The 22,386-nt window shown below is 59.2% G+C and carries 22 protein-coding genes; 11 read left to right on the top strand and 11 right to left on the bottom strand.

Features of this window, described 5'->3' with window-relative positions; translation table 11 throughout:
* Together BUA05_RS05870 and BUA05_RS05875 are read right to left on the bottom strand one after the other, a co-directional pair.
* Positions 1–1,227 (bottom strand): NAD(P)/FAD-dependent oxidoreductase, encoded by a 1,227-nt coding sequence (locus BUA05_RS05870; RefSeq protein WP_072673744.1) that lies wholly within the window; start codon positions 1,225–1,227, stop codon positions 1–3.
* Between the two features lie 112 nt (positions 1,228–1,339).
* Positions 1,340–2,980, bottom strand: a complete 1,641-nt coding sequence (locus BUA05_RS05875; protein WP_072673745.1) for a sigma-54-dependent Fis family transcriptional regulator — start codon at positions 2,978–2,980, stop codon at positions 1,340–1,342.
* 211 nt (positions 2,981–3,191) lie between these two features.
* Between BUA05_RS05875 and BUA05_RS05880 the strand changes: the two genes are divergently transcribed.
* The 8 genes from BUA05_RS05880 to BUA05_RS05915 all read left to right on the top strand — a co-directional run bounded on the left by BUA05_RS05880 (position 3,192) and on the right by BUA05_RS05915 (position 10,221).
* Positions 3,192–4,538 (top strand): SRPBCC family protein, encoded by a 1,347-nt coding sequence (locus tag BUA05_RS05880; RefSeq protein WP_072673746.1) that lies wholly within the window; start codon positions 3,192–3,194, stop codon positions 4,536–4,538.
* 31 nt (positions 4,539–4,569) lie between these two features.
* Complete coding sequence (locus tag BUA05_RS05885; protein WP_245790104.1) at positions 4,570–5,058, top strand: aromatic-ring-hydroxylating dioxygenase subunit beta; 489 nt, start codon at positions 4,570–4,572, stop codon at positions 5,056–5,058.
* Complete coding sequence (locus BUA05_RS05890; protein ID WP_245790105.1) at positions 5,000–6,451, top strand: aromatic ring-hydroxylating dioxygenase subunit alpha; 1,452 nt, start codon at positions 5,000–5,002, stop codon at positions 6,449–6,451. The genes BUA05_RS05885 and BUA05_RS05890 overlap by 59 nt, the downstream gene beginning before the upstream one ends.
* A gap of 14 nt (positions 6,452–6,465) precedes the next feature.
* Positions 6,466–7,017 carry a 3-phenylpropionate/cinnamic acid dioxygenase subunit beta gene (locus BUA05_RS05895; protein ID WP_072673749.1) on the top strand — a complete coding sequence of 184 codons (552 nt, stop codon included), beginning with the start codon at positions 6,466–6,468 and terminating at the stop codon, positions 7,015–7,017.
* A gap of 162 nt (positions 7,018–7,179) precedes the next feature.
* Positions 7,180–8,253, top strand: coding sequence for an alkane 1-monooxygenase (locus tag BUA05_RS05900; protein ID WP_281247012.1), 1,074 nt, complete (start codon positions 7,180–7,182; stop codon positions 8,251–8,253).
* Between the two features lie 130 nt (positions 8,254–8,383).
* Positions 8,384–9,424, top strand: coding sequence for a 2Fe-2S iron-sulfur cluster-binding protein (locus BUA05_RS05905; RefSeq protein WP_072673751.1), 1,041 nt, complete (start codon positions 8,384–8,386; stop codon positions 9,422–9,424).
* Between the two features lie 120 nt (positions 9,425–9,544).
* Positions 9,545–9,832, top strand: a complete 288-nt coding sequence (locus BUA05_RS05910) for a DUF1330 domain-containing protein (protein WP_072673752.1) — start codon at positions 9,545–9,547, stop codon at positions 9,830–9,832.
* 23 nt (positions 9,833–9,855) lie between these two features.
* Entirely contained in the window at positions 9,856–10,221 is a 366-nt protein-coding gene (locus tag BUA05_RS05915; RefSeq protein ID WP_072673753.1) for a DUF2834 domain-containing protein, read from the top strand.
* A gap of 80 nt (positions 10,222–10,301) precedes the next feature.
* Here the strand turns inward: BUA05_RS05915 and BUA05_RS05920 are convergent, their stop codons facing one another.
* The 9 genes from BUA05_RS05920 to BUA05_RS05960 are packed head-to-tail and all read right to left on the bottom strand — an operon-like array spanning position 10,302 to position 20,477.
* Positions 10,302–11,297, bottom strand: a complete 996-nt coding sequence (locus tag BUA05_RS05920) for an alpha/beta fold hydrolase (RefSeq protein WP_072673754.1) — start codon at positions 11,295–11,297, stop codon at positions 10,302–10,304.
* Positions 11,297–12,931, bottom strand: coding sequence for a flavin-containing monooxygenase (locus tag BUA05_RS05925; protein ID WP_072673755.1), 1,635 nt, complete (start codon positions 12,929–12,931; stop codon positions 11,297–11,299). The genes BUA05_RS05920 and BUA05_RS05925 overlap by 1 nt, the downstream gene beginning before the upstream one ends.
* Positions 12,928–14,541, bottom strand: a complete 1,614-nt coding sequence (locus BUA05_RS05930) for an acyl-CoA synthetase (RefSeq protein ID WP_072673756.1) — start codon at positions 14,539–14,541, stop codon at positions 12,928–12,930. The genes BUA05_RS05925 and BUA05_RS05930 overlap by 4 nt, the downstream gene beginning before the upstream one ends.
* A gap of 58 nt (positions 14,542–14,599) precedes the next feature.
* The gene (locus tag BUA05_RS05935) at positions 14,600–15,691 is read right to left on the bottom strand and encodes an acyl-CoA dehydrogenase family protein (protein ID WP_072673757.1); all 1,092 of its coding nucleotides are present in this window, start codon (positions 15,689–15,691) and stop codon (positions 14,600–14,602) included.
* Positions 15,691–16,992, bottom strand: a complete 1,302-nt coding sequence (locus BUA05_RS05940; protein WP_245790107.1) for an acyl-CoA dehydrogenase family protein — start codon at positions 16,990–16,992, stop codon at positions 15,691–15,693. Before BUA05_RS05940 ends, BUA05_RS05935 begins: the two co-directional genes overlap by 1 nt.
* A complete protein-coding gene (locus tag BUA05_RS05945) occupies positions 16,949–17,410 on the bottom strand; it encodes a Zn-ribbon domain-containing OB-fold protein (RefSeq protein ID WP_072673759.1) in 462 nt (153 codons plus the stop codon). Before BUA05_RS05945 ends, BUA05_RS05940 begins: the two co-directional genes overlap by 44 nt.
* Entirely contained in the window at positions 17,407–18,597 is a 1,191-nt protein-coding gene (locus BUA05_RS05950) for a thiolase C-terminal domain-containing protein (protein ID WP_072673760.1), read from the bottom strand. Before BUA05_RS05950 ends, BUA05_RS05945 begins: the two co-directional genes overlap by 4 nt.
* A 24-nt stretch (positions 18,598–18,621) precedes the next feature.
* The gene (locus BUA05_RS05955) at positions 18,622–19,764 is read right to left on the bottom strand and encodes an NAD(P)H-dependent flavin oxidoreductase (protein ID WP_066525559.1); all 1,143 of its coding nucleotides are present in this window, start codon (positions 19,762–19,764) and stop codon (positions 18,622–18,624) included.
* Positions 19,765–19,808: 44 nt separating this feature from the next.
* Entirely contained in the window at positions 19,809–20,477 is a 669-nt protein-coding gene (locus tag BUA05_RS05960) for a FadR/GntR family transcriptional regulator (RefSeq protein ID WP_245790118.1), read from the bottom strand.
* On the opposite strand from BUA05_RS05960, the gene BUA05_RS14905 reads away from it, so the two are divergent.
* The 3 genes from BUA05_RS14905 (at position 20,409) to BUA05_RS05970 (ending at position 22,358) form a co-directional block, all read left to right on the top strand.
* Positions 20,409–20,570 carry a hypothetical protein gene (locus BUA05_RS14905; protein WP_245790122.1) on the top strand — a complete coding sequence of 54 codons (162 nt, stop codon included), beginning with the start codon at positions 20,409–20,411 and terminating at the stop codon, positions 20,568–20,570. The genes BUA05_RS05960 and BUA05_RS14905 overlap by 69 nt on opposite strands.
* Positions 20,571–20,739: 169 nt before the next feature.
* Complete coding sequence (locus BUA05_RS05965) at positions 20,740–22,002, top strand: cytochrome P450 (protein WP_072673762.1); 1,263 nt, start codon at positions 20,740–20,742, stop codon at positions 22,000–22,002.
* Between the two features lie 29 nt (positions 22,003–22,031).
* Positions 22,032–22,358: a 2Fe-2S iron-sulfur cluster-binding protein gene (locus BUA05_RS05970; RefSeq protein ID WP_072673901.1), complete on the top strand. Its 327-nt coding sequence runs from the start codon at positions 22,032–22,034 to the stop codon at positions 22,356–22,358.
* The last annotated feature ends 28 nt before the right edge of the window (positions 22,359–22,386 follow it).

Below are 22,386 nucleotides of genomic sequence, written 5' to 3' on the forward strand. Positions count from 1 at the left end.
TCAGGCAGACTGCTTGAGCAGTTCGCGCAGAGACACATCCGCATCAGCAAGCCGATCCGCGCTCGCGCTAACCCGCCGTTCGATCAGCCGCTTGCCAATCCCCATATCGGGCGCGCGGTTGACTGTCAGCACGCCGTCAATTGTATCGCCGGACAGAAAGAAAGCGACGAAAGCGTTGCTTTCGATATCGCCGCGAAGGACAATCTCGGCCTGCACCGGAATTTGCCCACAGAACTGGATGTTCAGATCGAACTGGTCACTCCAGTACCACATCGGTTTGCAGTAATCGACTTCGTGACCAAGCATCGCCAAGGCCGCCGCCTGGGCCTGGTCGGCCGCGTTCTGATAGGTTTCCTGCCGGAAGCGTCCGCCAAAAAAACTGTCCTGCTCGGCCACGTCACCGGCGGCAAACACCGCCGGATTGCTGGTCTGGCATCGACGGTCGACGATGATCCCATTGTTTACAGCCAACCCGGCATCGACCGCCAGCGAGGTTGCCGGAATGATGCCCACCCCAACAACGACGGCATCACAAGGGAAGATGGTGCCGTCGTCGATCTCGACCGCGGATACGCGGCCGTCCGCGAACTTGAAACCCGTTACGCCCCGGCTGAAATGGGTCTTGACCCCGCGCTTGCGGTGTTCCTCGCCCAACCACTGACCGAAACGTTTGCCCAGTGCACGTTCCATCGGAGCCGCCAGCGGTTCTACCGCCGTCACATCGCAGCCCAGCTTGATCGCGCTGGCAGCCACTTCGGCCCCGATCACGCCCATGCCAACGATCACCACCCGTGCGCCTGGACGAAGGTCGAGGGCCATTCTGGCGGCATCGTCCTGGGTGCGCAGATAATGCACGTTGGCGCAGTCGGCTCCGGCCAGATTGAGCTTTCGGGCGTGTCCGCCGGTCGCCAGCAAAACCTTGTCGGCGGCGACCAATTGGCCGCCCGAGAGGCGCACGCCGCTCGCAGCTAAATCGATCGCTTCGGCCCGGGTGTTGAGCAGCAAGTCGATCCGGTTGTCGGAGTACCAGCTTTCATCCTGCAGGAAAAAATTGTCCGGCACTTCGGCTGGATTCCACAGGAACTCCTTGGACAGCGGCGGGCGCTCATAGGGCCTCCAGGGTTCTTCACCGATCAGAGTGATCCTACCGTCGAATCCTGCTTGCCGCAGCGTTTCCGCCGCTCGCCCACCTGCTAGATTAGCGCCTACGATTGCAACTGAACGCATTCTAAAGTCTCCCAAATTCCCGGCCCCGCCCTGCCCTTGCTTCCCTCTCGCGAAAATCGCAGGTCATTGCAAATTATCCAATGCGTCCCAGAATCGTCAACGCCCGGCCGGTCTAGTCGCAACTTTGCATTTTCTCAACTTTGTAAGAGAGCTGTCGACGCGACAGTCCCAATTCCCGGGCCGCTTGTGCAACATTGCCGCCAGCAGCATCGATTGCAGACCGTACAATCGCATCTTCTATCGTCGTAAGCGTTGCTCCGTTTTGGCGAAGTAGTCCCACCATGTGAGAAAGCGAGAAGGGCTCTCCGTCTACAGGTTGCTCTTCGGCGACGCGACCGTCGCAGGTCAGCGTAAGACCGCGACGCACATGCACATTATTTGTCCCGATAAAGAGATGACGCAAATCGATGGCCCCGGATTCGTCGGCAAGAAGCACGGCACGCTCGACCATCCGTTCCAACTCCCTGACGTTCCCAGGATAATCATGCAATAACAGCGCATTGATTGAACGCGCTGTGAAGCCTTCTACCGTTCGTCCATGACGCTTTGCATATTTACGCCGGAAGTGCTCCATCAAGCCCGGGATGTCCTCACGCCGCTCTCGCAGCGGCGGAACCCGGATAGGAAGAGTTGAAAGCCGGAAATACAAGTCGGCACGAAAGGTCCCTTCGCCCATCGCAGCCTCGAGATCGACGTTGGATGCCGCGATCAGGCGGACGTTCACCTGGATGGTCCTGGTGTCACCCACACGCTCAAACTCGCCTTCCTGGATGGCCCGGAGGACTTTGCTTTGCGCCAGCGGCGAAAGCATCGAAATTTCGTCGAGAAACAGCGTGCCGCCGTCGGCGAGTTCGAATCGTCCCGGCCGGTCTGCTCCAGCTCCGGTAAAAGCGCCCTTGGCCACGCCGAACAGTTCGGCTTCGATGAGGCCTTCGGGAATGGCTGCACAATTGAGCGCGACAAACGGCGCATCATTGCGCAGGCTCAGCCGGTGCGCCAGCTTGGCAAACACCTCCTTGCCGACACCCGTCTCTCCGAGAAACAACAGGCTGGCATCGGTTCGCGCCGTGCGTTCTATCAGGTTGCGTACTGCGTTGAAGCCTGCCGATACCCCGGCGACGAAATGTTTGTCTTGGTGCCGGGACACCGCCGGATCGAGTGGAACCGCATTGGTTTCGGCATCGTCCAGCCCCGGCCATTCCGCTTCCGGCTTGCCATGGAGCAGGCACGCTGGATGGCCCATTCCCTGGCACTCGATCTCGCGCATTATTATGGGCTGGCCTGCGAATGTGCTCGCAAAACCGCTGGCAAAACCGGTTTGCAACCAGCACACCGGATCAGTGTGGACGCCTTCGGTGGCGAGATGAATCCCAGCCTCGATAGAATCGTGTACCAGGAACCGACCTTCAAAATGTCCGTTCTCGGTATCGGTCTCCAAGGTTTCGATTTCTGTCCAGCCGAACCCGGTCACTGCGTGGGCTTGTGGGCCAACCGCGAAGGCATCAAGGAAACTGCTGCCGGGCCGCAAATGTTTTGCTTCAACCGCGCAACGCGCGCCTTCTGCGAAGCCCAGTTCCCAAAACAGCCGACGCGCTTTGACAAGGCCCAGTTGAACGACCAGTTCGTTGCGCAACATGGTCAGCGCGGAATTGCTCAACAATACGCAGCGCTCGCTGTCACGCCAAATGCGTCCTTGCTCAGGCGAAAACCGTAGTCGGCTGGTAAGGTCGGTATAGGCCGGAAGATGCTTCATGCCGAACCATAACAAATATGTGAACCCAGCGCTATATCATCTCTCCAGACTTGACAGATATGTCAATCGTCGGGAGGGCGAACAGACGGGTAATCAGTTACAATGATGAAAACAAACTGATTTCCGAGACTGGCACATTCCGTGCTTAAGAGGCTATAACTCAAGATAGACTGACCAAAAAAACAGCGGCAGCGAGTGAGTGGAGAGAGCAATGGATGTTTCCGACCTGGTCGATACGACGACAGGCCGTCAAAAGCGGACGATCTACTCGAACGAGGAGCTCTACAAACAGGAGCTTGAACGCATTTTCGGTCGCTGCTGGCTGTTCCTCGTTCACACCAGCCAGATCCCCAAAGCTGGTGACTATTTCCGCACCTTCATGGGCGAGGACGACGTCATCGTCATTCGCCAGAAAGACGGGTCGATCAAGGCCTTCCTCAACAGCTGCACCCACCGCGGGAACCGCATTTGCCGCGCCGATCGCGGCAATGCCAAGGCCTTTACCTGCAATTACCATGGCTGGTCGTTCGCGCCAGACGGGTCGCTCGCCGGGGTTCCGCTGGAAAACGAGGCCTATTTTGGCGAACTGGACCGCAGCAAGCTGGGCCTGGTTCAGGTAACCCATGTTGCCGAATACAAGGGCCTGGTCTTCGGCTGCTTCGATCCAGATGCGCCCTCGCTCGAGGATTACCTTGGCGATGCAAAATTCTTCCTCGATGTCTGGCTGGATGCGATGCCAGGCGGAACTTCGCTTCTCGGCGAAACCCAGAAGATGGAGCTGGGCAGCAACTGGAAGCTGCCGGTTGAGAATGTCTGCGGCGATGGCTACCATCTGGGTTGGGCGCATGCCGGAGCGATGTCGGCCGTCCAGTCGATGGACCTTGCTGGTCTCAGCGTCGGCAACTCGAGTACCAACCTCGAAGGCGGGCTTTCCGTCGCCGGAATGAACGGCCACATGGCGCTGACCTCGCTCGACGGGGTTTCGGGCTACGCCTTCTACCCCGAACCGAAGCCCATGATGGATTATCTGGAGGCCAATCGTCCCACGGCGATCGAGCGGTTGGGCAAGGTGCGCGGCGAACAGCTGTGGGGTTCGCAGATCAACATCACGATTTTCCCCAACCTCCAGTTCCTGCCAGGCCTGAACTGGTTTCGGGTCTATCATCCGAAGGGTCCGGGCAAGCTCGAGCAATGGACCTGGGCGATGGTGGAAAACGACATGCCCGAAGAAATGCAGGCAACGATCCTCGACAATCAGTGCCTAACCTTCGGTCTCGCTGGTCTGTTCGACAATGACGATGGCGACAATCTCGCTGCCTGCACCGAACAGTCGCGTGGCTGGCGGACGGCGCAGATGGACGTGTTCACTAACATGGCGCTCGGCCGTTCTGGGCCGCGCGATGGCTTTCCTGGCGACATCGCAGCCGGATTGGTGAGCGAGCACAACCAGCGCTATTTCTATCGCCGCTGGCAAGAACACATGCAGGCTGAAAGCTGGGCCGAGGTTCCCACCTACAACATTAACTCGCTCTCCGTTGAGGAGCCTGAGAATGCTTGAAATGAACCCTGCCCCGGTCCTGGTAGAGGACATGATCGCTCTGACGCAGCGCCTGTATCACGAAGCGCGCCTCCTCGATGCCGAACGCTTCGAGGACTGGCTGGAGCTGCTGTGCGACGATGTTACCTACCGAATGGACCTCAAACGGCGACGCTTCCGGGCAGATCGGTCGCCGCCAGCGGCAGTCGGCGCTGGCGTTGTTTTTAACGAGAACTTTGCGCGGCTTAAACTCAGGATCGATCGCCTGCGCTCGGGATATGTGTGGGCCGAGGATCCACCCAATTTCGTGCGCCGCGTCATTTCGAACGTCGAAATCGAACCTGCGGATGCCGAAAACGAGGTGATCGTGCACTCGGTCATCGTCATTCATCGCAACCGCATCGACGGCTTGGCGCGTCAATTTACTGCGGGGCGCACCGACCGGTGGCGCCATGGAACGAAGGGCTGGTGCCTCGCTGCGCGTGACATCGCGCTTGACCATGCGGTGCTGCCAGACAGCAACATCAACGTGTTTTTCTAGAAGAAATTATCGGGAGAAGAATGACATGCGTATCGAACGGATCGGCCGCGAGCCGGATTTTTCGCGTTACATGGATCTCAAGGAAGGCTGGCTCGACCGCCGAATCTTCAGCGATGCCGAGATTTACGAGGAAGAACTGTACCGCATCTTCGCACGGTCCTGGCTGTTCGTGGCCCACGAAAGCCAGCTGCCCAAGGCAGGCGATTTTCTAACCACCCACATGGGCGAAGACGCCGTGATCGTCGCGCGTCAGCCTGATGGCTCAATCAGGGTTTTCCTGAATTCCTGTCCGCATCGCGGCAACAAGGTGTGCTTTGCCGACGCCGGAAACACCCGCCGGTTTGTCTGCAATTACCACGGCTGGGCCTTTGATACCGGCGGTGAACTGAAAGGCATGCACGAGGAATATTGCTACGACGAAAACGATATCGATCGGAAAAAGAACGGCTTGAAGCAGGTAGCCCGGGTTGCCAGTTACAAGGGGCTGGTTTTTGCGACCTTCGCCGAAGACGGCCCGAGCCTCGATGCCTGGCTGGGCGACTTCCGCTGGTACCTCGACATGCTGCTCGACAACGAAGAAGGCGGCACCGAATTGATCGGCGGCTGCATCAAGTCGGTGATGAACGCCAACTGGAAGTTCGGCGTCGAGAACTTCATCGGCGATGCCTACCATGCTGGCTGGACCCATGATTCCGGCTGCCGTTCGATGAACAATGGCGAGCCCTTCCCGCCGATCGACATGGAAAATTCCTACCATGCCAGCGTTAACGGCCACGGGTGGGAATTCGGCACCGAAGGGGTGGGCGATCTCTTCCTCCTCGGCCGACCGAAGGTTCTCGAATATTATGAGAAGATCCGCCCCAAGATGGCCCAACGGCTGGGCGAGATGCGCTCGAAGATTTTCGGATCGGTCGCCTCCGCGTCGATTTTCCCCAACGTGTCGTTCCTTCCTGGCATTTCGACCTTCCGTCAGTGGCAGCCCAAGGGTCCGATGGAATTCGAGCTCAAGACCTGGGTGATCGTCAACAAAGCGATGCCAGATGACATCAAGGATGAAATTACCAAGGGGGTCATGCAGACCTTTGGCCCAGGGGGCACGTTCGAGATGGACGATGGCGAGAACTGGAGTAACTGCACCACGGTCAACCGCGGTGTAGTGACCCGCCACGAACGCCTGCATTACCGTTGCGGCATATCGCGCCAGATCGAGCACGATACGCTGCCGGGCATCGTCTATCGCGGGCAGTATAACGACGCCAACCAGCGTGGTTTCTACCAGCGTTGGCTCGATATGATGGAAGCCGACAAGCTGGATGCAATGCCCGAGCGGCCGGAACCACGCCTTTCCGGCGTTGGCGAGACGCGCAACCTCCCCGGCCTGTTCGCGCTCTGAAAGGGATCATTACTATGACACAGAACGCCACGTTGGAACGCCCCCAGACGGGCCAGAGCGCCTCGCTCGAACTGACGCACGCCTTGACCCAGACGGTCTACCGCGAAGCGCGCATGCTCGACGATGAGAACTATGTCGATTGGGTCAAGATGCTGGCCGACGATTTGCTCTATCATATGCCCGGCATTGAAACACGCTATCGCCGCGACAAGACCGACCAGGTCAACGACCTGACCCGGATGGCCTATTACAACGACAATCTGGAGGAGATCAAAAAACGGCTTACGCGGCTGGAAACCGGAACGGCATGGTCAGAGGATCCGGCCACGCGTTACACGCACATCATCACCAATGTTGAGGTAGAGCTGACTGAAAAGGCCGGAGAATACCGGGTCTATTCCAACTTCTACGCCTATCGCAATCGCAATGAGCGTGAGGAAGATTCACTTATCGGCAACCGTGTCGATATCTGGCGCGAAGCGGGAGCTTCATTTCAGCTGGTCAAACGGCGGATCATACTCAAGCATAATGTCCTTCTCAGCAAGAACCTGAACATCTTCCTTTAGGGATGCGGCGGCACGAAATGCGGAGCCAGTCGCATTACGTGCCGCTAACCATGCGCTCCTTGGCGCGGGGCATTCCTGCACACGAACAACAATAGAGCTGGCCTGCGGACCGGACGGATCGGAGAGAATAAGGTGGACGCATTACGGTATTATCTTGTGCCGATGATGACTCTGACGGGCATCGCGGGGTTTGTCCTCGGCGGCCCGTTCGTGTGGCTCGGCTTTGGCACCTTCCCGGTGCTGATGATGCTTGACATAGCCCTTCCAAGTGACAGCAAGATGCGCGCACGCGGCATTTCGTCCGTCGCCGATTTAGCGATCTATCTGCAGCTACCGCTGATGATCGCGCTCTATCTGGTTTTCGCCTACTCGGTTAATTCCGGCGCAAATCCGTTGTTAGGGGATGCGGCTTCGGGTTGGCAGATCGCCGGATCGATCGCCAGCCTTGCCTGGCTTTCTGCGGTTCCGACCCTGCCCGTCGCACACGAGCTGATGCATCGTCGGCACTGGTTCCCGCGCGCGGTCGCAAAGGGGTTGAGCGCCTTCTATGGCGATCCCAATCGCGATATTGCACACATTGTCACTCATCATGTGCATCTCGACACGGCGAAAGATAGTGACACCCCCTTGAGGGGGCAGACAATCTACAGCTTCGTGCTTTCGGCCACCTGGGGTTCGTACAAGGACACCTGGGACAAGCAGGGAGAGATCCTTTCGCGCCTGGGTCATTCGAAATGGAGCTGGCGCAATGCGATGTGGTTGCAACTGGTGCTGGTTGGCGCAATTATCGGTGCGATGGTCGTTCTCGCGAGCCCGGTTGCTGGCCTGATGACGGTAGCCGCGATGTTCTTCGCCAAAATGCTGGTTGAAGGCTTCAACTACTTTCAGCACTACGGCCTGCTGCGGATCGAAGGGGAGCCGATCGCCAAGCATCACGCGTGGAACCATCTTGGCATGATCGTGCGTCCGATTGGGGTGGAGATCACCAATCACATCAACCACCACCTCGACGGGCACACACCCTTCTACGAGCTGCGACCTGAACCTGAGGCTCCGCAGATGCCGTCATTGTTCTTGTGCTTCCTGTGCGGACTGGTCCCGCCAATCTGGAACCGGTTCATCGCCCAGCCGCGCCTCAAAGACTGGGACCAGAGGTTTGCATCACCTGGCGAGCGCAAACTTGCACAAGCCGCCAACGCGAGGGCCGGTTGGCCGCAGTGGCTCGCCATCGAATGACACAGTCCACCAACATGACGATGTATCCGTCCGGTCATCTGCATGTTACTCGAGCGTCGTCCCTCCGGGGATGACGCTTCCTTTTTCTTTCATCCCACTTGCCGCAGATCGAACAGAATAGATCGCATTCATGTTTTCCTTCCTGAAAAAACCCAAGCCGAGCAAGGTGACTGTGACCTCCGAAGCGCGGGAGTTGTTTGTCGCCCAAGACAAAACCCTGCTCGAAGCAATGCTCGCCGAGGGCATGGCCATGCCGCACGATTGCAAAGTCGGTTCGTGCGGAACCTGCAAATTCAAGCTTCTGGACGGCAAGATACGGGAATTAAGTCCCTCCGCGCTGGTTCTGGAGCGCGACGAACTGTCGGCTGGATACAGGCTTGCTTGTCAGGCCCTACCTCGCTCGGACTTGACGATTGCACTCGACGCTCCCTTGTTGAGCCAGCAAGCGGTCAAAAACTATCCGGCAACGATTGTCGCAGCCACCCGGCTTTGCCCGGACATCGTAAACCTCATTGTCGAGCTTGACCGACCGCTGTCCTTTACCCCAGGCCAGTACGCCGATCTGAGCCTGACTGGCATCGACGGTCCCCGAAGCTACTCCTTCGCATTCGCACCCAAAAACGGGTCGGCAAAGCAGTTGCAATTCCATGTCCGCCATGTTCCGGGAGGCGCTTTCACCGACTGGTTGTTTGGCGGTGAACGCATCGGAACGCAGCTGGAGGTGGCGGCGCCCTATGGCGCGTTCCACCTCAAGCCAAGCAAGGCGCCAATGCTCTGCATTGCGGGTGGCAGCGGCCTCGCTCCGATCATGGCGATTTTGCAGGAGGCCCATGCGCTTGGCGCCAATCGGCCGGTTATCCTGTTGTATGGTGCCAGGACCAAGGCGCATCTTTATTGCCTTGATGAAATCAGCGCACTCGCCGCCGACTGGAATGCGCCGTTCGAATTTATACCGGTCTTGTCCGAAGAGACACCGGATAGCCCCTGGCAAGGCGCGCGGGGGTTGGTGACGCAGCAGATCGCCGCCATACCGGACAAGGCGCAATGTGAGGCCTATCTCTGCGGTCCGCCCGCGATGGTCGACCACGCCGAAACAGAGTTACTCAGCGCGGGCGTGCCTCGCGATGCGATATCAGCAGATCGTTTCCTCGACCGCAGCAGCGCGCGGTAATGTTTGTATACGTTCCTGCACCTGCCATGCTTCCATGGCCTGCCTGCAACGACAGGTTTCGACCAATACGCCCGCAAAATTTGGCATTCAGCCAAGCACCTTCAACCAGGAAAGAATGACATGGCAGCTTACGTCATCATTGTAACACAAACGGTTTCAGATCCGGCCCTGTTGAACCAGTACAAGGAACAGGCAAGAGAGCATCTTCGGGCGCAGGGCATCTCTTTCACCGCGGGTCCAGTTGTGGCCGAAACGCTGGAAGGAACGGCTCCGCATGGAGCGGTCGTGCTCAAATTCGGAGACCTCAAGCAAGCACAGGACTGGTACAGATCCGACGATTATCAGAAACTTTTGGAAATGCGGCTTTCGGCTACTTCCAGCACGGCGATTATCGTCGAAGGACCCTGAATAAAATAGCAAGAGAAGCCGAAATGAAAAACCTTTTGCCAAGACATGCCCTGTTCGTGGCGGCAGCTGCAATTTCCCTGGTCTGGGTATGGACCAAGGGATTCGGCTGGCCGGCTGAGGGCGGCAATCTGATCAACCTGCCAGGATTCTTCATGGATGCCTACAACAGCGGCAACGCGGCTGCATTTCTGACGATAGGCAACCTATTTGTCTGGGGCGTATTCTTGGTCTGGGTCATCGCCGACGCCAAGCGCATCGGCCTGGGAACCGGTACCGGCGTGACATTTGCCATGCTTTCACTGCTTGGCATGTGTTTCGCCTTCCCGCTCCATCTGGTGCGGCGCGAACGATGGCTTGAACGCCGCAACGGTTTAGCCGACGCACGGTGAGCGGCAGTACTTGTTTTCCGACAAACAATGTCTGGCGAGCACCGCACCTGCGGGAACTCCGGGACAAGATACCACTAGCATCAGCCGGCGAATGGCGGTGCAGTGTGCGTTCCCCAAAGAGCCAGAACAGAGCGCAACGCGGTTACGAATGCCAATGGCTGGTCGAGCATCAGATGGTGTCGCGCCTCAGGAACGGCAATTATCGGAATGTCACCTCCACCCAGTTCGCGAACATATTCGGCTGATTCCGGTGTGAAAAGCAGGCTCAAGCCGCCGTGTACGATAGCCTTTCGGCCCGGTGCCTGCACCAGACGCTCGCCCATGGTGAGCCATTCGTCGGGCTTGTTGCTCCTCCGAAAGACCTCGGTCGTGAACTTCCAAGTCCACTCGTCTCCATCCTGCCGCAGGGAGTGATAGGCCATGTAGTCCAGCAGGAATGGCGCGCCGACCGGCTGGGGCGGGGAAAGGATGTACCGCTGGCGCGCCGCTTCATAGTTGGGATAGCGCTTGCTGGGCTTGTCCGGATCGCCAGAACCTGGGCTGGACCGGCTGAGGTTCCAGTACTCGTCCAGGAGAGCAGGCCGCATGATCATGAGATCGCAAACCACCACTCCGGCAAAGGTCCCGGGCGATTGGGTCACGGCTGTCAGGGCCGCTCCCGATCCGAAGCTGTGCGCGATAATCGTCGGCTTTTGGCCATCCGCAAACATATTCAGCGCCTCGGCAATCTCGCGAAACTCGCCCCCCCTTGCCAAGAGGTCGGCGCGCCCGCGCATCTCGCTGTCGCCCATGCCGGCCAGATCAAACGCTACCACATCATAGTCTTCGGCAAGAAACGGTGCAATGAAGGCGAAGCAGCGCGCATGGGCGAGAAAGCCATGCGTCATAAGCACCTTGGGCTTGCCCGGGTGACCCCAGCGAAAATAGTGCGCCTTGGCCCCATCGATTTCCACATAACCCTCTTCGCGCGGCACCTTGAGGGCCGACACGAACCATTCGGGCAGATGCGAACCGTCACCAGCCCAAATCGGGTCGATGTCGGTCGGAAAATCTTCGATTCTCACCATCTCATTCATCAGGTTACGCAGTCCTTGTTCGCTGGTGTGCTGGCGGTAAAGCCGCGGTAGGCATCGCGCGCCACTTGGACGCAAATCGCGGCATAGGCCGACATGCTTGGGAAATTGATAAGCTGGCGCTTCTTGCCCGGGATGTTCGCGCCCATGTACCAGGAGTCCGCTTCGGGAAAGAGCGTCATCGCGCCAGCTTGGGCGACCATTTCGGTCCAGCCATCTTCGGCTTGCGGTTGAGCGTCGAAAAGGAAGAAACCGTTGCTTCGCAGCCAGACCATGAAATCGCAGATCCAGTCGCCCTGCATTTCCGCGCTTGTCGGCCCATTGGAAAATCCCGAGGGGCTGAGGGGGCCGTAAGCGAACAACATATTGGGGAAACCCGATACCGCCATTCCCAGATAGGCGCGCAAGCCGTGTTGCCAGGCCTGCGAAAGTGATTGGCCGCCTCTGCCGGTGATGTTCATGTCGATCAACCCGCCCCGCCCGGCGTCGAAGCCGGTGGCAAAAACGATGAAATCGCATTCGACCTCGCCGTCTTCGGTCGTGATTGCGTGCGGCGCGACACGGGTGATCGGGTTTGCCTTCAGATCAACCAGCGCAACATTGTCCTGCGCGAAAATCTCGTAATATCCCTGTTCGAGCGAAGGCCGCTTCGTGCCGAACGGATGCGGCGGTTCGGATGGGGCGAGTTTCTCGGCCAGATCGGGATCGGCGATCCTCGCGCGAACCTTGTCGCGCCAGAAATCGTAGGCGTGGCGGTTGGCTTCGCGATTGGTAAGAATGTCAGCGAAATTGTGATACCAGAACCTCAATCCGCCCCGCTGCCACAGATCTTCGAAGTGCGCATTGCGCTCTTCTTCGCTGACTTCGAGCGCCGACACCTCAAGCGACTGGCATTCAAAGCCAGCGCTCGTCTGCCGACGCTGTTCGAAATAGGCGGGATAGCCATCCTTTTCGCGCTCGTGATCTTCCCTCGTCAACGGCTCCTGACGCATCGGCAGGGCCAGGATCGGAGTTCTTTGAAACAGTGTCAGCGACTCCGCACGTTTGGCTGCTTCCTGGGCGACCTGCACTCCGCTCGCTCCGGTTCCGATCAGGGCAACTTTGCGCCCATCCAGATCAATACCCTCCTGCGGCCAGCGCGCCGTGTGGCACCATTCGCCCTCGAAATCCTCAATGCCCGGAATGTCGGGGATAAACGGCTTCGACGCGAAACCGAGGGCTGGGAGCAGAAAGCGTGTCGATACGGGTTGCCCGCCCTCAAGTTGTAGGTGCCATAGTCCCGCCCCCGGTTCAAAACCGGCGCTCTCGACCCTCGACCCCATACGCATCAGCGGCCAAAGGTTCAGCGTATCGCAGACATGGAGGAAATAGGCCCTGAGTTCTGCCCATCCCGGAAAGCGCTCACTCCAGGTCCATGGCCGCCACACTTCGGGGATCGAGAATTCATAGAGCGGAATCTGCGAATCCACGCGTGCGCCGGGATAGCAATTCCAGTGCCAGATGCCGCCCGGATCGGCCGCCGCATCGACCAGCAGCACGTTGAACCCGGCGTCACGCAACTTGTGGAGCAGGTAGATCCCGCTGAAGCCGGCACCGACGATCACCGCGTCGTAATCGGGCGAAGTCTGGGTCGTCATGATGCGGCAGTCAGGCTCTCGGCAATTGCCTTCGCCGTTGCGTAGTCGGCCTTGCCGTTCGATGCGCGCAGGGGGGTATTCGTTGGATATATGGCCTTCGGCGTCTTGTATCCTGCCAACTGCCCCCGCACATGATCCTTGACGGCTTGCTCGTCGAACGGAGCGTCGCCGCTGAGGTGGACAACAGCGGTGACGGCTTGGCCCCATTTCTCGTTCGGCACGCCCACGACCAGCGCGTCACCAATGGCGGGATGGGTCTTGAGAATCTCCTCGACTTCCTCAGGGTAAACTTTCTCGCCAGCAGTGTTGATGCACACGCTGCCACGGCCCAGCAAGGTCAGGCTGCCATCGGCCTCGACCGTGCACCAGTCGCCGGGAATCGAATAGCGAACCCCATCGATTGTACGGAACGTTTTGGCGGATTTCTCGGGATCCTTGTAATAACCCGCCGGGATCGCCCCGGCGAGAGCGATAAATCCCGGTACGCCGCTTCCCGGCGTCACTTTCTGGTCGTTTTCGTCAAAGACATCGCAGCATTCGCCAATCGCAAATTTCGCGGTGTTGGTGCCCCCTTGCGCGGTTGTGATGGAGCGGCCGAAGCCGAGCCCTTCGGAAGCGCCGAAGCTGTCCATCAGCACCACCTGGGGGATATGCTTGCACAGCCCAGCCTTGACTTCCTTGCTCCACATCACGCCGGATGAAACGATGGTAACGAGGCTGCTGGTATCCCAGCGGCCGGGATTCTCGTCCAGCGCATGCAGCATCGGCTTGGCAAATGCATCGCCCACAATTGCGATGCTTTGCACCTTGTGCTTATCGACTGTTTCCCACAATTCCGTCGCATCGAAGGACGGGTCTGCAAGTGTAACGATGGCGCCGCCCGACATAAGTGTGCCGATCGCGGTGATGAAGCCGGTCCCGTGCATCATCGGGCAGGAGGGCACAGTGCGGTTGCCGGGCCCTTGACTTGTGATCAACGCGACATGCTCTTCGAGTGTCTGAGGAACGGGGGCGAGCAGCTTCTGGGCCTCGAGCTGTGCTTTGCGCATTTGGTCGTGATGCCACATCACGCCCTTGGGCATGCCGGTCGTGCCACCGGTATAGATGAAGAGCTGATCTTCGGGTGAGCGCACGATGCCGAGCGCCGATCCGTCGCCTTCTTGCGCGAATGTCTCGTAAGGGATCGCAAAAGGCGCGATTTGCGACGCCTCGCCAATTTCCACAAAGGTGTGCACCTTCTCGAGCCGGTCCTTGAGCTCGACGATACAGTCGCGGAATTCCGAGTTGTAGACGATTACTTCGCTGTCGGAATCGTCGAAGATGTAAAAGACCTCCTCGGCGACATAGCGGTAGTTGATGTTCACATGGATCAAGCGCCCCTTAAAGCAGGCTGCCATCAACTCGCCATATTCTGGGCGGTTGCGCATATAAAAGGCGACCTTTGCGCCATCGCCAGCGCCGCGTTGACGCAGCGCGCGGGCAACATTGTTCGAACGCGCGGACATTTCGGGCCAGGTAATGATCCGGTCACCGTGGATCAGGGCCGGCGCATCCTTTGGCATGACAGGCTCGAAAGCGTCGAGAATGTCGCCGAGATTCCAGTCGGTCATATTAGTTCTCCTCTCCGAATGGGGCGGCGGCTTTAGCGCGCGTCCCCCGGTAGAAACATCACGCAGCTTTGGTCCAACCCTGAAGTGCCGCAGCCTCCGCCCGGACCACTTCTGGCCCACCAAGGACCTGCCGGTCGAATCCGATCCGTTTGAACCAGTAGTGCAGGCCAAGCACGTCGGTGAATCCCATTCCGCCGTGCACTTCGATGGAAGTGCGTGCGACAAATCGATGGACCTCGGCCGTGTGCGATTTCGCATAGCAGGCAACCAGCGATGCCTCATTCGGCACCGCGTCGAAGGCGTGGGCGGCGTACCAGACGAGCGAGCGGCACGGTTCATGCCGCGCGGCCATCTCGGCGCACATATGCTTTACGGCCTGGAAACTGCCGATCAGGCGGCCGAACTGTTCGCGCTGGCCAGCATAATCGACAGCCTTTTCGATCATGGCCTGACCTGCGCCAAGACTGTCGGCGGCGAGGATAACACGACCCGCAGCGCGCAACCGGGCTGTTGCAACTCCGCCATCGTCAGCCAATGGTTCCGCCGCGGTCCCATCAAAATGCAATTCCCCGACGCTGCGGGTGCGATCGATAGTCGTCAGCGCGATAGCTACCAACCCGGACGCTTTGGCACCGACAAGGTGCAGTCTGCCACCGGAATCGGCGACGATGTAGGCATCGGCTCCTTCGAAATCGAGCGCGAACAGGGCGGTGCCGTTGAGCTTCCCGCCGACAGAGGAAACCCCCGCGCCGTCGCGCACCTCAATCGTCTCAGAAATAGCGACACCGATACGCGCCTCGCCGCTCGCGATCTTTGGCAGCCAGTGGGCCTTTTGCTCCTCGCTGCCCGCATCGCGCAAGGCGATCGGTGCGAGAGCCTGACTGGCGAGAAACGGCACCGGGGCTACCGCATAGCCAAGCTGTTCCGCTACCACCGCAGCGTCGAGCAAGGTCATGCCGAGCCCGCCATGCTCTTCGGGGACCAGCATTCCGGCAACGCCCAGATCGTTGAGAGCCCGCAGCAACTGGTCGCTCAGCGGATTGTCACGCTCCGCACATTCGCGGACATGACTGAGCGGGCTAGTATTGGCAAGACACCGCGAAACCGCGTCGCGCAACATCTGCTGGTCCTGCGAAAGTCCGAAATCCATCAGTTTGCTCCCTGCTTCTGACTCGCCATGTCTGAGGCTTTTGGCCCTACATTCGAGGTCTTTGCCGGGTTCGGTTCACGCGGCATTTCAAGGCCGCGTTCAGCGATGATGTTTTTCTGGATCTGAGCGGTCCCGCCGCCAATGATGAGACCGAGTTGGAACATATAGTTCCATTGCCACGCCCCGCCTTCCCGCTCACGCGGGCTGTGGTGATAGAGAATGCCCAGTTCGCCCATGGCGTCGATTGCCAGCGCGGATATCTGGTGAGCGAGTTCACAGCTTTGCAACTTGACGATCAGCTTCGCCATGCCACCCGGCTCTCCTCTAAGGCTGTTCGAAAGGATACGCATCCCATTATATTTCATCGCCGCTACTTCGGCCTGAAGTGCCACTACCCGGTCGCGCAGTACCGGATTGTCGATCGCGCGACCCAGGCCCAAATGCTCTTCCTGCATCAGTGCGATCAGCGCCTGCAGCCGGTTTTCAAGCGCGTCGGGATCGCCCAGCATTCCGCGCTCATGGCCAAGGGTTGCATTCGCGACGAACCAGCCCTGGCCCCGCTGGCCGACAATCTGGTGCATGGGCACGCGCACATCGGTGAAGAACGTCTCGTTGAACTCGGCGTGACCGGTCATCGTCTTTAAGGGGCGAACCTCGATGCCCGGCGTGTCCATCGAAAAGATCAGGTAGGAAATGCCGCCATGCTTGGGCGCGTCAGGTTCGGTCCTGACCAGGCAAAAGATCATGTCGGCCTGCTTGGCGGTGCTGGTCCAGATCTTCTGGCCATTGATAACAAATTCGCCGTTTTCGATGTGCGCGCTGGTCTTGAGGTTGGCGAGGTCCGACCCGGCACCGGGTTCGGAATAGCCCTGGCACCAGACGATATCGCCTTTCAACGTGGGTTCGATCCAGCGCCGTTTCTGTTCCTCGGTGCCGAGTTCGAGCAGGGTCGGCACGAACATCGAGATTCCCTGATTAGCAAGCCCGCCCGGCACCCTGGCCTGCGCAAATTCCTCTGCGATGATACGCGATTGGAGAATGTCCGGCTCCGCTCCATAGCCGCCATACTCCTGCGGGACCGTTCGCGCGGCATACCCATGCTCGATCAACAGCTTCTGCCATTCGACCGCCTTGCACGAAGGTCGGCCCGCCCGGTCAGCAGAAGGCGGCGCGAGATGGCTGTGCGCTTCGATGAAAGCCCGCACTTGCTTGCGGAAGACATCGTATTCGGGCCCATATTCAAGATCCATGACGCTTCTAACTTTCACGCAGGCGGAAAACAGGAAGACGGAAGTCCTCACCGATCAATTCGAATTCCACTTCCACCGGAAGGTCGAGCGCTAAGCGCTCGTGATCGCAACCAATCAGGCGCGTGGCCATGCGTACGCCCTCTTCCAATTCCACCAGCGCCGCCACGAAGGGAATTTCGTCGGCAAAAGCCGGGTGGAGGGCTTGGTGGGTAACGGTCCAGGAAAACAGCGTGCCCTTGCCACTGCTGCGTTCCCAGGAGAATTCCGGCGAGCCGCACTTTGCGCACATATAGCGCGGCAGGTGGCGGAAGCAGCCGCAGCCGCCGCAGCGCTGGAAATAGAGATTGCCGTCCTGGCACCGCTTCCAGAATTCCTGCTCAACCGGGTCTTGCGGGCGAGGTCGCGGTTTGGGCGGCGCGACCTGCGCGGAGGGCCGCATTTTGGGAGGCAGATCGCTCTCGCTGCTCATGTAAACCTCCTGAGAATGACAATGCTTCCATCGCCAAGGTCACCCCAGCCGGTAACTAGGCCGGTCTGGGCTCCTAGCACCTGGCGCTCGCCGCAGTCGTGACGAAGCTGGCGTACTGCCTCGACCACGTGGTTGAGTCCCCAGACATGCGCCTCACTGAGCAAGCCGCCATGGGTGTTGATCGGATAGCGGCCACCCAGCTCAATCTGGCCATTGGCTACGAATTCGGCCTGTGCGCCCGGTTCGCAATAGCCCATCGCTTCCAGTTGCAGCAAAACGACATAGGTAAAGCAGTCGTAAATCTGCAGGAAATCCATGTCCTCGCGCTTGACGCCCGCCATGTCGAAAGCGCGCGGGGCAGCATAGCTGAGGCCAATCTTGAAGGGATCGGGCCGCGAAGGGATGTCGTCGGCTGGATAGGGGTGGCCTTCAGCGGCACCGGCGATGCTGACGGGCACATGGGGCATATCCCTGGCCCGATCCATTCGCGATATGACTACCGCGCAGGCGCCATCGGTTTCAAGGCAGCAATCGTAAAGGCGAAAGGGCTCGGATATCCAGCGCGCCGAATGGTAGGTTTCCGCGTCGAGTTCGCGCCCATAGGTAAAGGCGCGCGGATTCAACTGCGCGTGACGCCGGCAGGCTAGCGCTACCGCTGCCATCGCATCCGCGCCCACGCCGTAAAGCTTCGAGTGGCGGGTCGCCAGCCAAGCATACATCTGCACCGGCAGGAACACACCATAGGGGATGTAATAGCCCTGGATGGTATTGGTCAGCGTGTTCATGTTCATCGGCCGAGTAGGCGGGGCACCCGGTTTGGGCCTGAGGGCGGAATAGCCGTTCCAACCGAGCGTAACCAGCACGTGATCGCAAAGCCCGCAGGCGATCGCCATTGCCGCGTTCTGCAGCGCCGTCGTCGGGCTGGCGCCGCCCATGTGAACTGTGGCCGCGTAGCGCAGCACATCAATGCCGAGATTGGCGGCCATTTCCTCCGAGGTTGTATAGATCGGCGGCGGCACCATGCCGTCGATGTCGGAAGGTTTCAGCCCGGCATCCGCGATTGCGCGGCGCGAGGCTTCCAGCATCATGTCCACTGCGGTCCGCTCGGTGCCCTTGACGAATGCGGTTTCGCCCACACCGGTTATGGCGGCCTTGTTGGCAAAGGGTAAGGTCTGCGAAGCGTTCATACCGCGTCCCCGTCGTACCGCAATTCAGGAACAGAATCTGGCATCGGCCAGCGCCCTTTCGGCCCCTTCGACAAGATCGCGCATGACCTCTGCCGCTGGACGGATCGAGTGGATCAGGCCAATTCCCTGCCCCGCGAAGCCAGGCATGATATCCTTGCGCTGAGCCTTGATGCCCGAAGCCATGACCGGCCCTGAAATCATCGACTGGTAAGGCATGGGAAGCGGCTCCTTGCCCGCCGCAACCCAGGCATCGGCCCATTTGTTGCGGATCATGCGCGCAGGCTTGCCGGTCAACGAGCGGCTAACGACGGTATCTGCATCGCCGCCATCGGTTATTGCTTCCTTCTGGAACCGTTCAATCCCTGCCTCTTCGGTTGCCAGAAACGCCGTGCCGACCCACGCGCCCAGCGCGCCTAACATCATCGCTGCGGCGACTCCCCGGCCATCGGAGATTCCACCCGCTCCAATCACGGGAACCCGATCGCCCACCGCATCGACTACCTGCGGAATCAGCGAGAACGTTCCGATTGGGGAGTTGTGCCCGCCGCCATCGTGGCCCTGCGCCACAATCATGTCGATGCCGGAATCGACCACCTGCTGGGCGTGCTTGACCTTGCCGATCACCGCCATCACCTTGGTGCCATTGGAATGAAGGCGGTCCATCCACGGTCCGGGATTGCCGAGGCCGGCGGCATAGACTGGCACCTTTTCCTCGATTACCACTTCCATCTGCGCCTCGAAAAACTCCCGCGTGAACAGCTGCAGCCCGCCCTTGCCCATTTCCGGCGTGCCAGCCGCGAGCATGGCCATTGCGGCATCCACTTCGGGCAGATCCTCGCGTTCCATGAAATCGCGGGTGAACTGCTGATATTCGCCAAGCAGTGCCATCGGGTTTTCGGGCGAGCCGCCGCTCTGCGGTGCCGACCCGCGCCTGACGGAAGCAGGCAGAAGGGTGTCGACCCCAAATGGCTTGTCGGTCAGTTCGCGGGTCTGGCGGATCCAGCTGCGCAACTGGTTTGGCGAGCAGGCCGCGGCTCCAAGAACGCCAAGTCCCCCGGCATTCGATACGGCGGCCGCGAGCGCAGGGACACTTGCCCCACCCATTCCGGCCAGAAGAATCGGGTATTCGATCCCGAGAATTTCGCAAATGCGGCTCTTGAGTGCCATCGTAATACTCTCTCCATTCTGCGCCACCCACCGGCGCCCGTTTTTTACGTCTGCCCCCACCTGACCTTCTGGGACACAAGCTCGGGGCTTCTTTCTGCGAGATAGGAGGCGGAGCCCGCCACGAGACGCGCCATCGCCTGCCGCGCTCCTTCGGCGTCGCCCTTGCGCACGGCTTCAAGGACGCGGCGCAAGAAACGCAACTGGACCGCACGCTCTTGCGCCGAATACCCCAGCGAGAGCGAAAATTCGCGGGTAAGCATGTGCAACGCGGAAGTCAGAAGGCCGAAAAGCGGATTTCCGCTGGCCCAGCCGAGCATGTCGTGAAAACGGCGATTCAGTTCCTCGAACTGGCTGCTCGCTTCGTTTCGCTCCAGCTCTTTGAGGCAATCGGCAAGTGCGCTCAGATCACCCGTGGTCGCGCGCTGGGCGGCATAGGCTGCAACATCCGCCGCAATCGCTTCGCGCAATTCGAGCAAGCCCCTCAAGTCCGCCTCCATAAAATGCAGGATCAGCGAGAGGCTGTTTGCGAAATCGCCAGTCTGCGGGCGTGCGACCACCGGCCCGCCACCGCGACCAAGTTGAAGATGGATAACGCCCTGGAGTTCAAGGAAGCGAAGCGCTTCGCGCAAGGTCGCTCGGGCGACATGGTATCGCGCAAGCATTTCGTCCTCGCGCGCCAACCTGTCGCCCGCAACATGCGCCCCGGCTTCGATATCGCGTACGATGTCCTGCGCAAGCGTGAGCGCACGCTTGGCCTTCCTCGAAGCATCGACCTTCGGTTGCATCTCTGGGAATCGCTCCTCTGATAAAACCTTATAAGAGTTTGTCGGATGACATGTCCAGCATCAGTCTATGAAGTTTGCAGTGCGGTCAAATATCCCAACAATCCTTATAAGCTTTATTGACCACACCCTGCGAAACATCTACCTGTTTGATAGCAAGGTGAGTCTGCTTGCCTGGGATGGAGGACGAGACATGAGCATCGACACGATGGAGCTGGATACTGCCGGAAAAGTTGCAGCCATTCCGATCGACGAAATTGATGTCGCACGGCCGATTCTTTTTCAGCAGGACACGATCGGCCTGTATTTCGACCGGCTGCGCAAAGAGGAGCCGGTCCACTATTGCCGCGAAAGCTATGTTGGGCCTTACTGGTCGATCACCAAGTTCGACGATATCATGGCTGTCGACACCAACCACAAAGTCTTTTCGTCGGAGGCAAAGCTCGGCGGTATCGCCATTCAGGACATGCATTCGGTGGAAGGCGCGCTCGAACTTGAAATGTTCATCGCTATGGATCCTCCAAAGCACGACCAGCAACGCAAGGCCATCACCCCCGCTGTAGCGCCGTCCAACTTGCTGTTGCTCGAACCGACAATCCGCGAACGAGCGTGTCAGATTCTCGATGATTTGCCGATAGGCGAGGAATTCGATTGGGTTGACAAGGTCTCCGTTGAATTGACCACGATGACCCTTGCCACCCTATTCGATTTCCCGTGGGAAGAACGCCGCAAGCTCACGCGCTGGTCCGATGTCACCACCGCCGCTCCTGAAACCGGCATCGTCGAATCGTACGAAGCGAGGCGTGAAGAACTCATCGAGTGCGCGATGTATTTCAAAGGCCTGTGGGAGCAGCGCATCAACGAAGAACCGAAGAACGATCTGATTTCCATAATGGCGCATTCTCCGGCGACACGGGATATGCCCTTCCTTGAATTTCTGGGTAACCTGCTGCTGCTGATCGTGGGCGGCAACGACACCACGCGCAATTCGATAAGCGGAGGTGTGCTGGCGCTCAATCAGAACCCCGATGAATATCGCAAACTGAATGACGACCCTTCGTTGATCGCCAGCATGGTGCCGGAAATCATCCGGTGGCAGACGCCGCTGACTCACATGCGCCGCACCGCGCTTCAGGATTGGGAGATCGGCGGCAAGCAGATCAAGAAGGGCGACAAGGTCGTGATGTGGTACCTGTCGGGTAACCGCGACGACACGGTTATCGAACAGGCCGACCGCTTCATCATTGACCGCAAGAATCCGCGCCATCACCTGTCATTCGGTTATGGCATCCATCGCTGCATGGGCAACAGGCTGGCTGAACTGCAGTTGCGGATCATCTGGGAAGAGATTCACAAGCGGTTCGCTAAGGTCGAAGTGACCGGCGAGCCCGAGCGCCTTTTCTCAAACCTTGTGCGCGGGATCACGAAGCTGCCGGTGCGGCTGCACGCGCGCTGATTTGCTGAAGCAGAAATACGGAGTTTATGATGGTCAAAGTGACGTTCGTATCCAGCGATGGAACGCGGCGGGAAGTCGAAACTGCTGAGGGCGAAACCGCACGCGAGGCGGCGCTCTTCAATGATGTACCGGGCATCGATGGCGATTGCGGCGGTGTCTGTGCCTGTGCGACCTGCCATGTCCATGTCGATCCGGGCTGGATCGACACGGTTGGTCGTCTGAAGGAAGGCGAAGCGGAGGCCGAACTCCTGCAGTTTGCAGAAGGGGCCAACGAATACAGTCGCCTCGCCTGCCAGATCCCAATGGAGGCTGCGATGGAAGGTTTAGTTTTGCACGTTCCTGCGCAGCAATACTAACCAGCCAGAGCGCGGCCTTGTAGTCCGT

Source organism: Erythrobacter sanguineus, assembly GCF_900143235.1.
GTDB classification, from domain to species: domain Bacteria; phylum Pseudomonadota; class Alphaproteobacteria; order Sphingomonadales; family Sphingomonadaceae; genus Erythrobacter; species Erythrobacter sanguineus.

Excerpts from the sequence above, each read along its gene's own strand:
- BUA05_RS05945 (WP_072673759.1), bottom strand. The coding sequence starts at position 17,410 with ATGAGCAGCGAGAGCGATCTGCCTCCCAAAATGCGGCCCTCCGCGCAG.
- BUA05_RS05965 (WP_072673762.1), top strand. The coding sequence starts at position 20,740 with ATGAGCATCGACACGATGGAGCTGGATACTGCCGGAAAAGTTGCAGCC.
- BUA05_RS05930 (WP_072673756.1), bottom strand. The coding sequence starts at position 14,541 with ATGACCGACTGGAATCTCGGCGACATTCTCGACGCTTTCGAGCCTGTC.
- BUA05_RS05950 (WP_072673760.1), bottom strand. The coding sequence starts at position 18,597 with ATGAACGCTTCGCAGACCTTACCCTTTGCCAACAAGGCCGCCATAACC.
- BUA05_RS05870 (WP_072673744.1), bottom strand. The coding sequence starts at position 1,227 with ATGCGTTCAGTTGCAATCGTAGGCGCTAATCTAGCAGGTGGGCGAGCG.
- BUA05_RS05880 (WP_072673746.1), top strand. The coding sequence starts at position 3,192 with ATGGATGTTTCCGACCTGGTCGATACGACGACAGGCCGTCAAAAGCGG.
- BUA05_RS05875 (WP_072673745.1), bottom strand. The coding sequence starts at position 2,980 with ATGAAGCATCTTCCGGCCTATACCGACCTTACCAGCCGACTACGGTTT.
- BUA05_RS05905 (WP_072673751.1), top strand. The coding sequence starts at position 8,384 with ATGTTTTCCTTCCTGAAAAAACCCAAGCCGAGCAAGGTGACTGTGACC.
- BUA05_RS05970 (WP_072673901.1), top strand. The coding sequence starts at position 22,032 with ATGGTCAAAGTGACGTTCGTATCCAGCGATGGAACGCGGCGGGAAGTC.
- BUA05_RS05885 (WP_245790104.1), top strand. The coding sequence starts at position 4,570 with ATGATCGCTCTGACGCAGCGCCTGTATCACGAAGCGCGCCTCCTCGAT.
- BUA05_RS14905 (WP_245790122.1), top strand. The coding sequence starts at position 20,409 with ATGGTATCGCGCAAGCATTTCGTCCTCGCGCGCCAACCTGTCGCCCGC.
- BUA05_RS05935 (WP_072673757.1), bottom strand. The coding sequence starts at position 15,691 with ATGGATTTCGGACTTTCGCAGGACCAGCAGATGTTGCGCGACGCGGTT.
- BUA05_RS05925 (WP_072673755.1), bottom strand. The coding sequence starts at position 12,931 with ATGACGACCCAGACTTCGCCCGATTACGACGCGGTGATCGTCGGTGCC.
- BUA05_RS05910 (WP_072673752.1), top strand. The coding sequence starts at position 9,545 with ATGGCAGCTTACGTCATCATTGTAACACAAACGGTTTCAGATCCGGCC.
- BUA05_RS05955 (WP_066525559.1), bottom strand. The coding sequence starts at position 19,764 with ATGGCACTCAAGAGCCGCATTTGCGAAATTCTCGGGATCGAATACCCG.
- BUA05_RS05915 (WP_072673753.1), top strand. The coding sequence starts at position 9,856 with ATGAAAAACCTTTTGCCAAGACATGCCCTGTTCGTGGCGGCAGCTGCA.
- BUA05_RS05895 (WP_072673749.1), top strand. The coding sequence starts at position 6,466 with ATGACACAGAACGCCACGTTGGAACGCCCCCAGACGGGCCAGAGCGCC.
- BUA05_RS05900 (WP_281247012.1), top strand. The coding sequence starts at position 7,180 with ATGATGACTCTGACGGGCATCGCGGGGTTTGTCCTCGGCGGCCCGTTC.
- BUA05_RS05920 (WP_072673754.1), bottom strand. The coding sequence starts at position 11,297 with ATGAATGAGATGGTGAGAATCGAAGATTTTCCGACCGACATCGACCCG.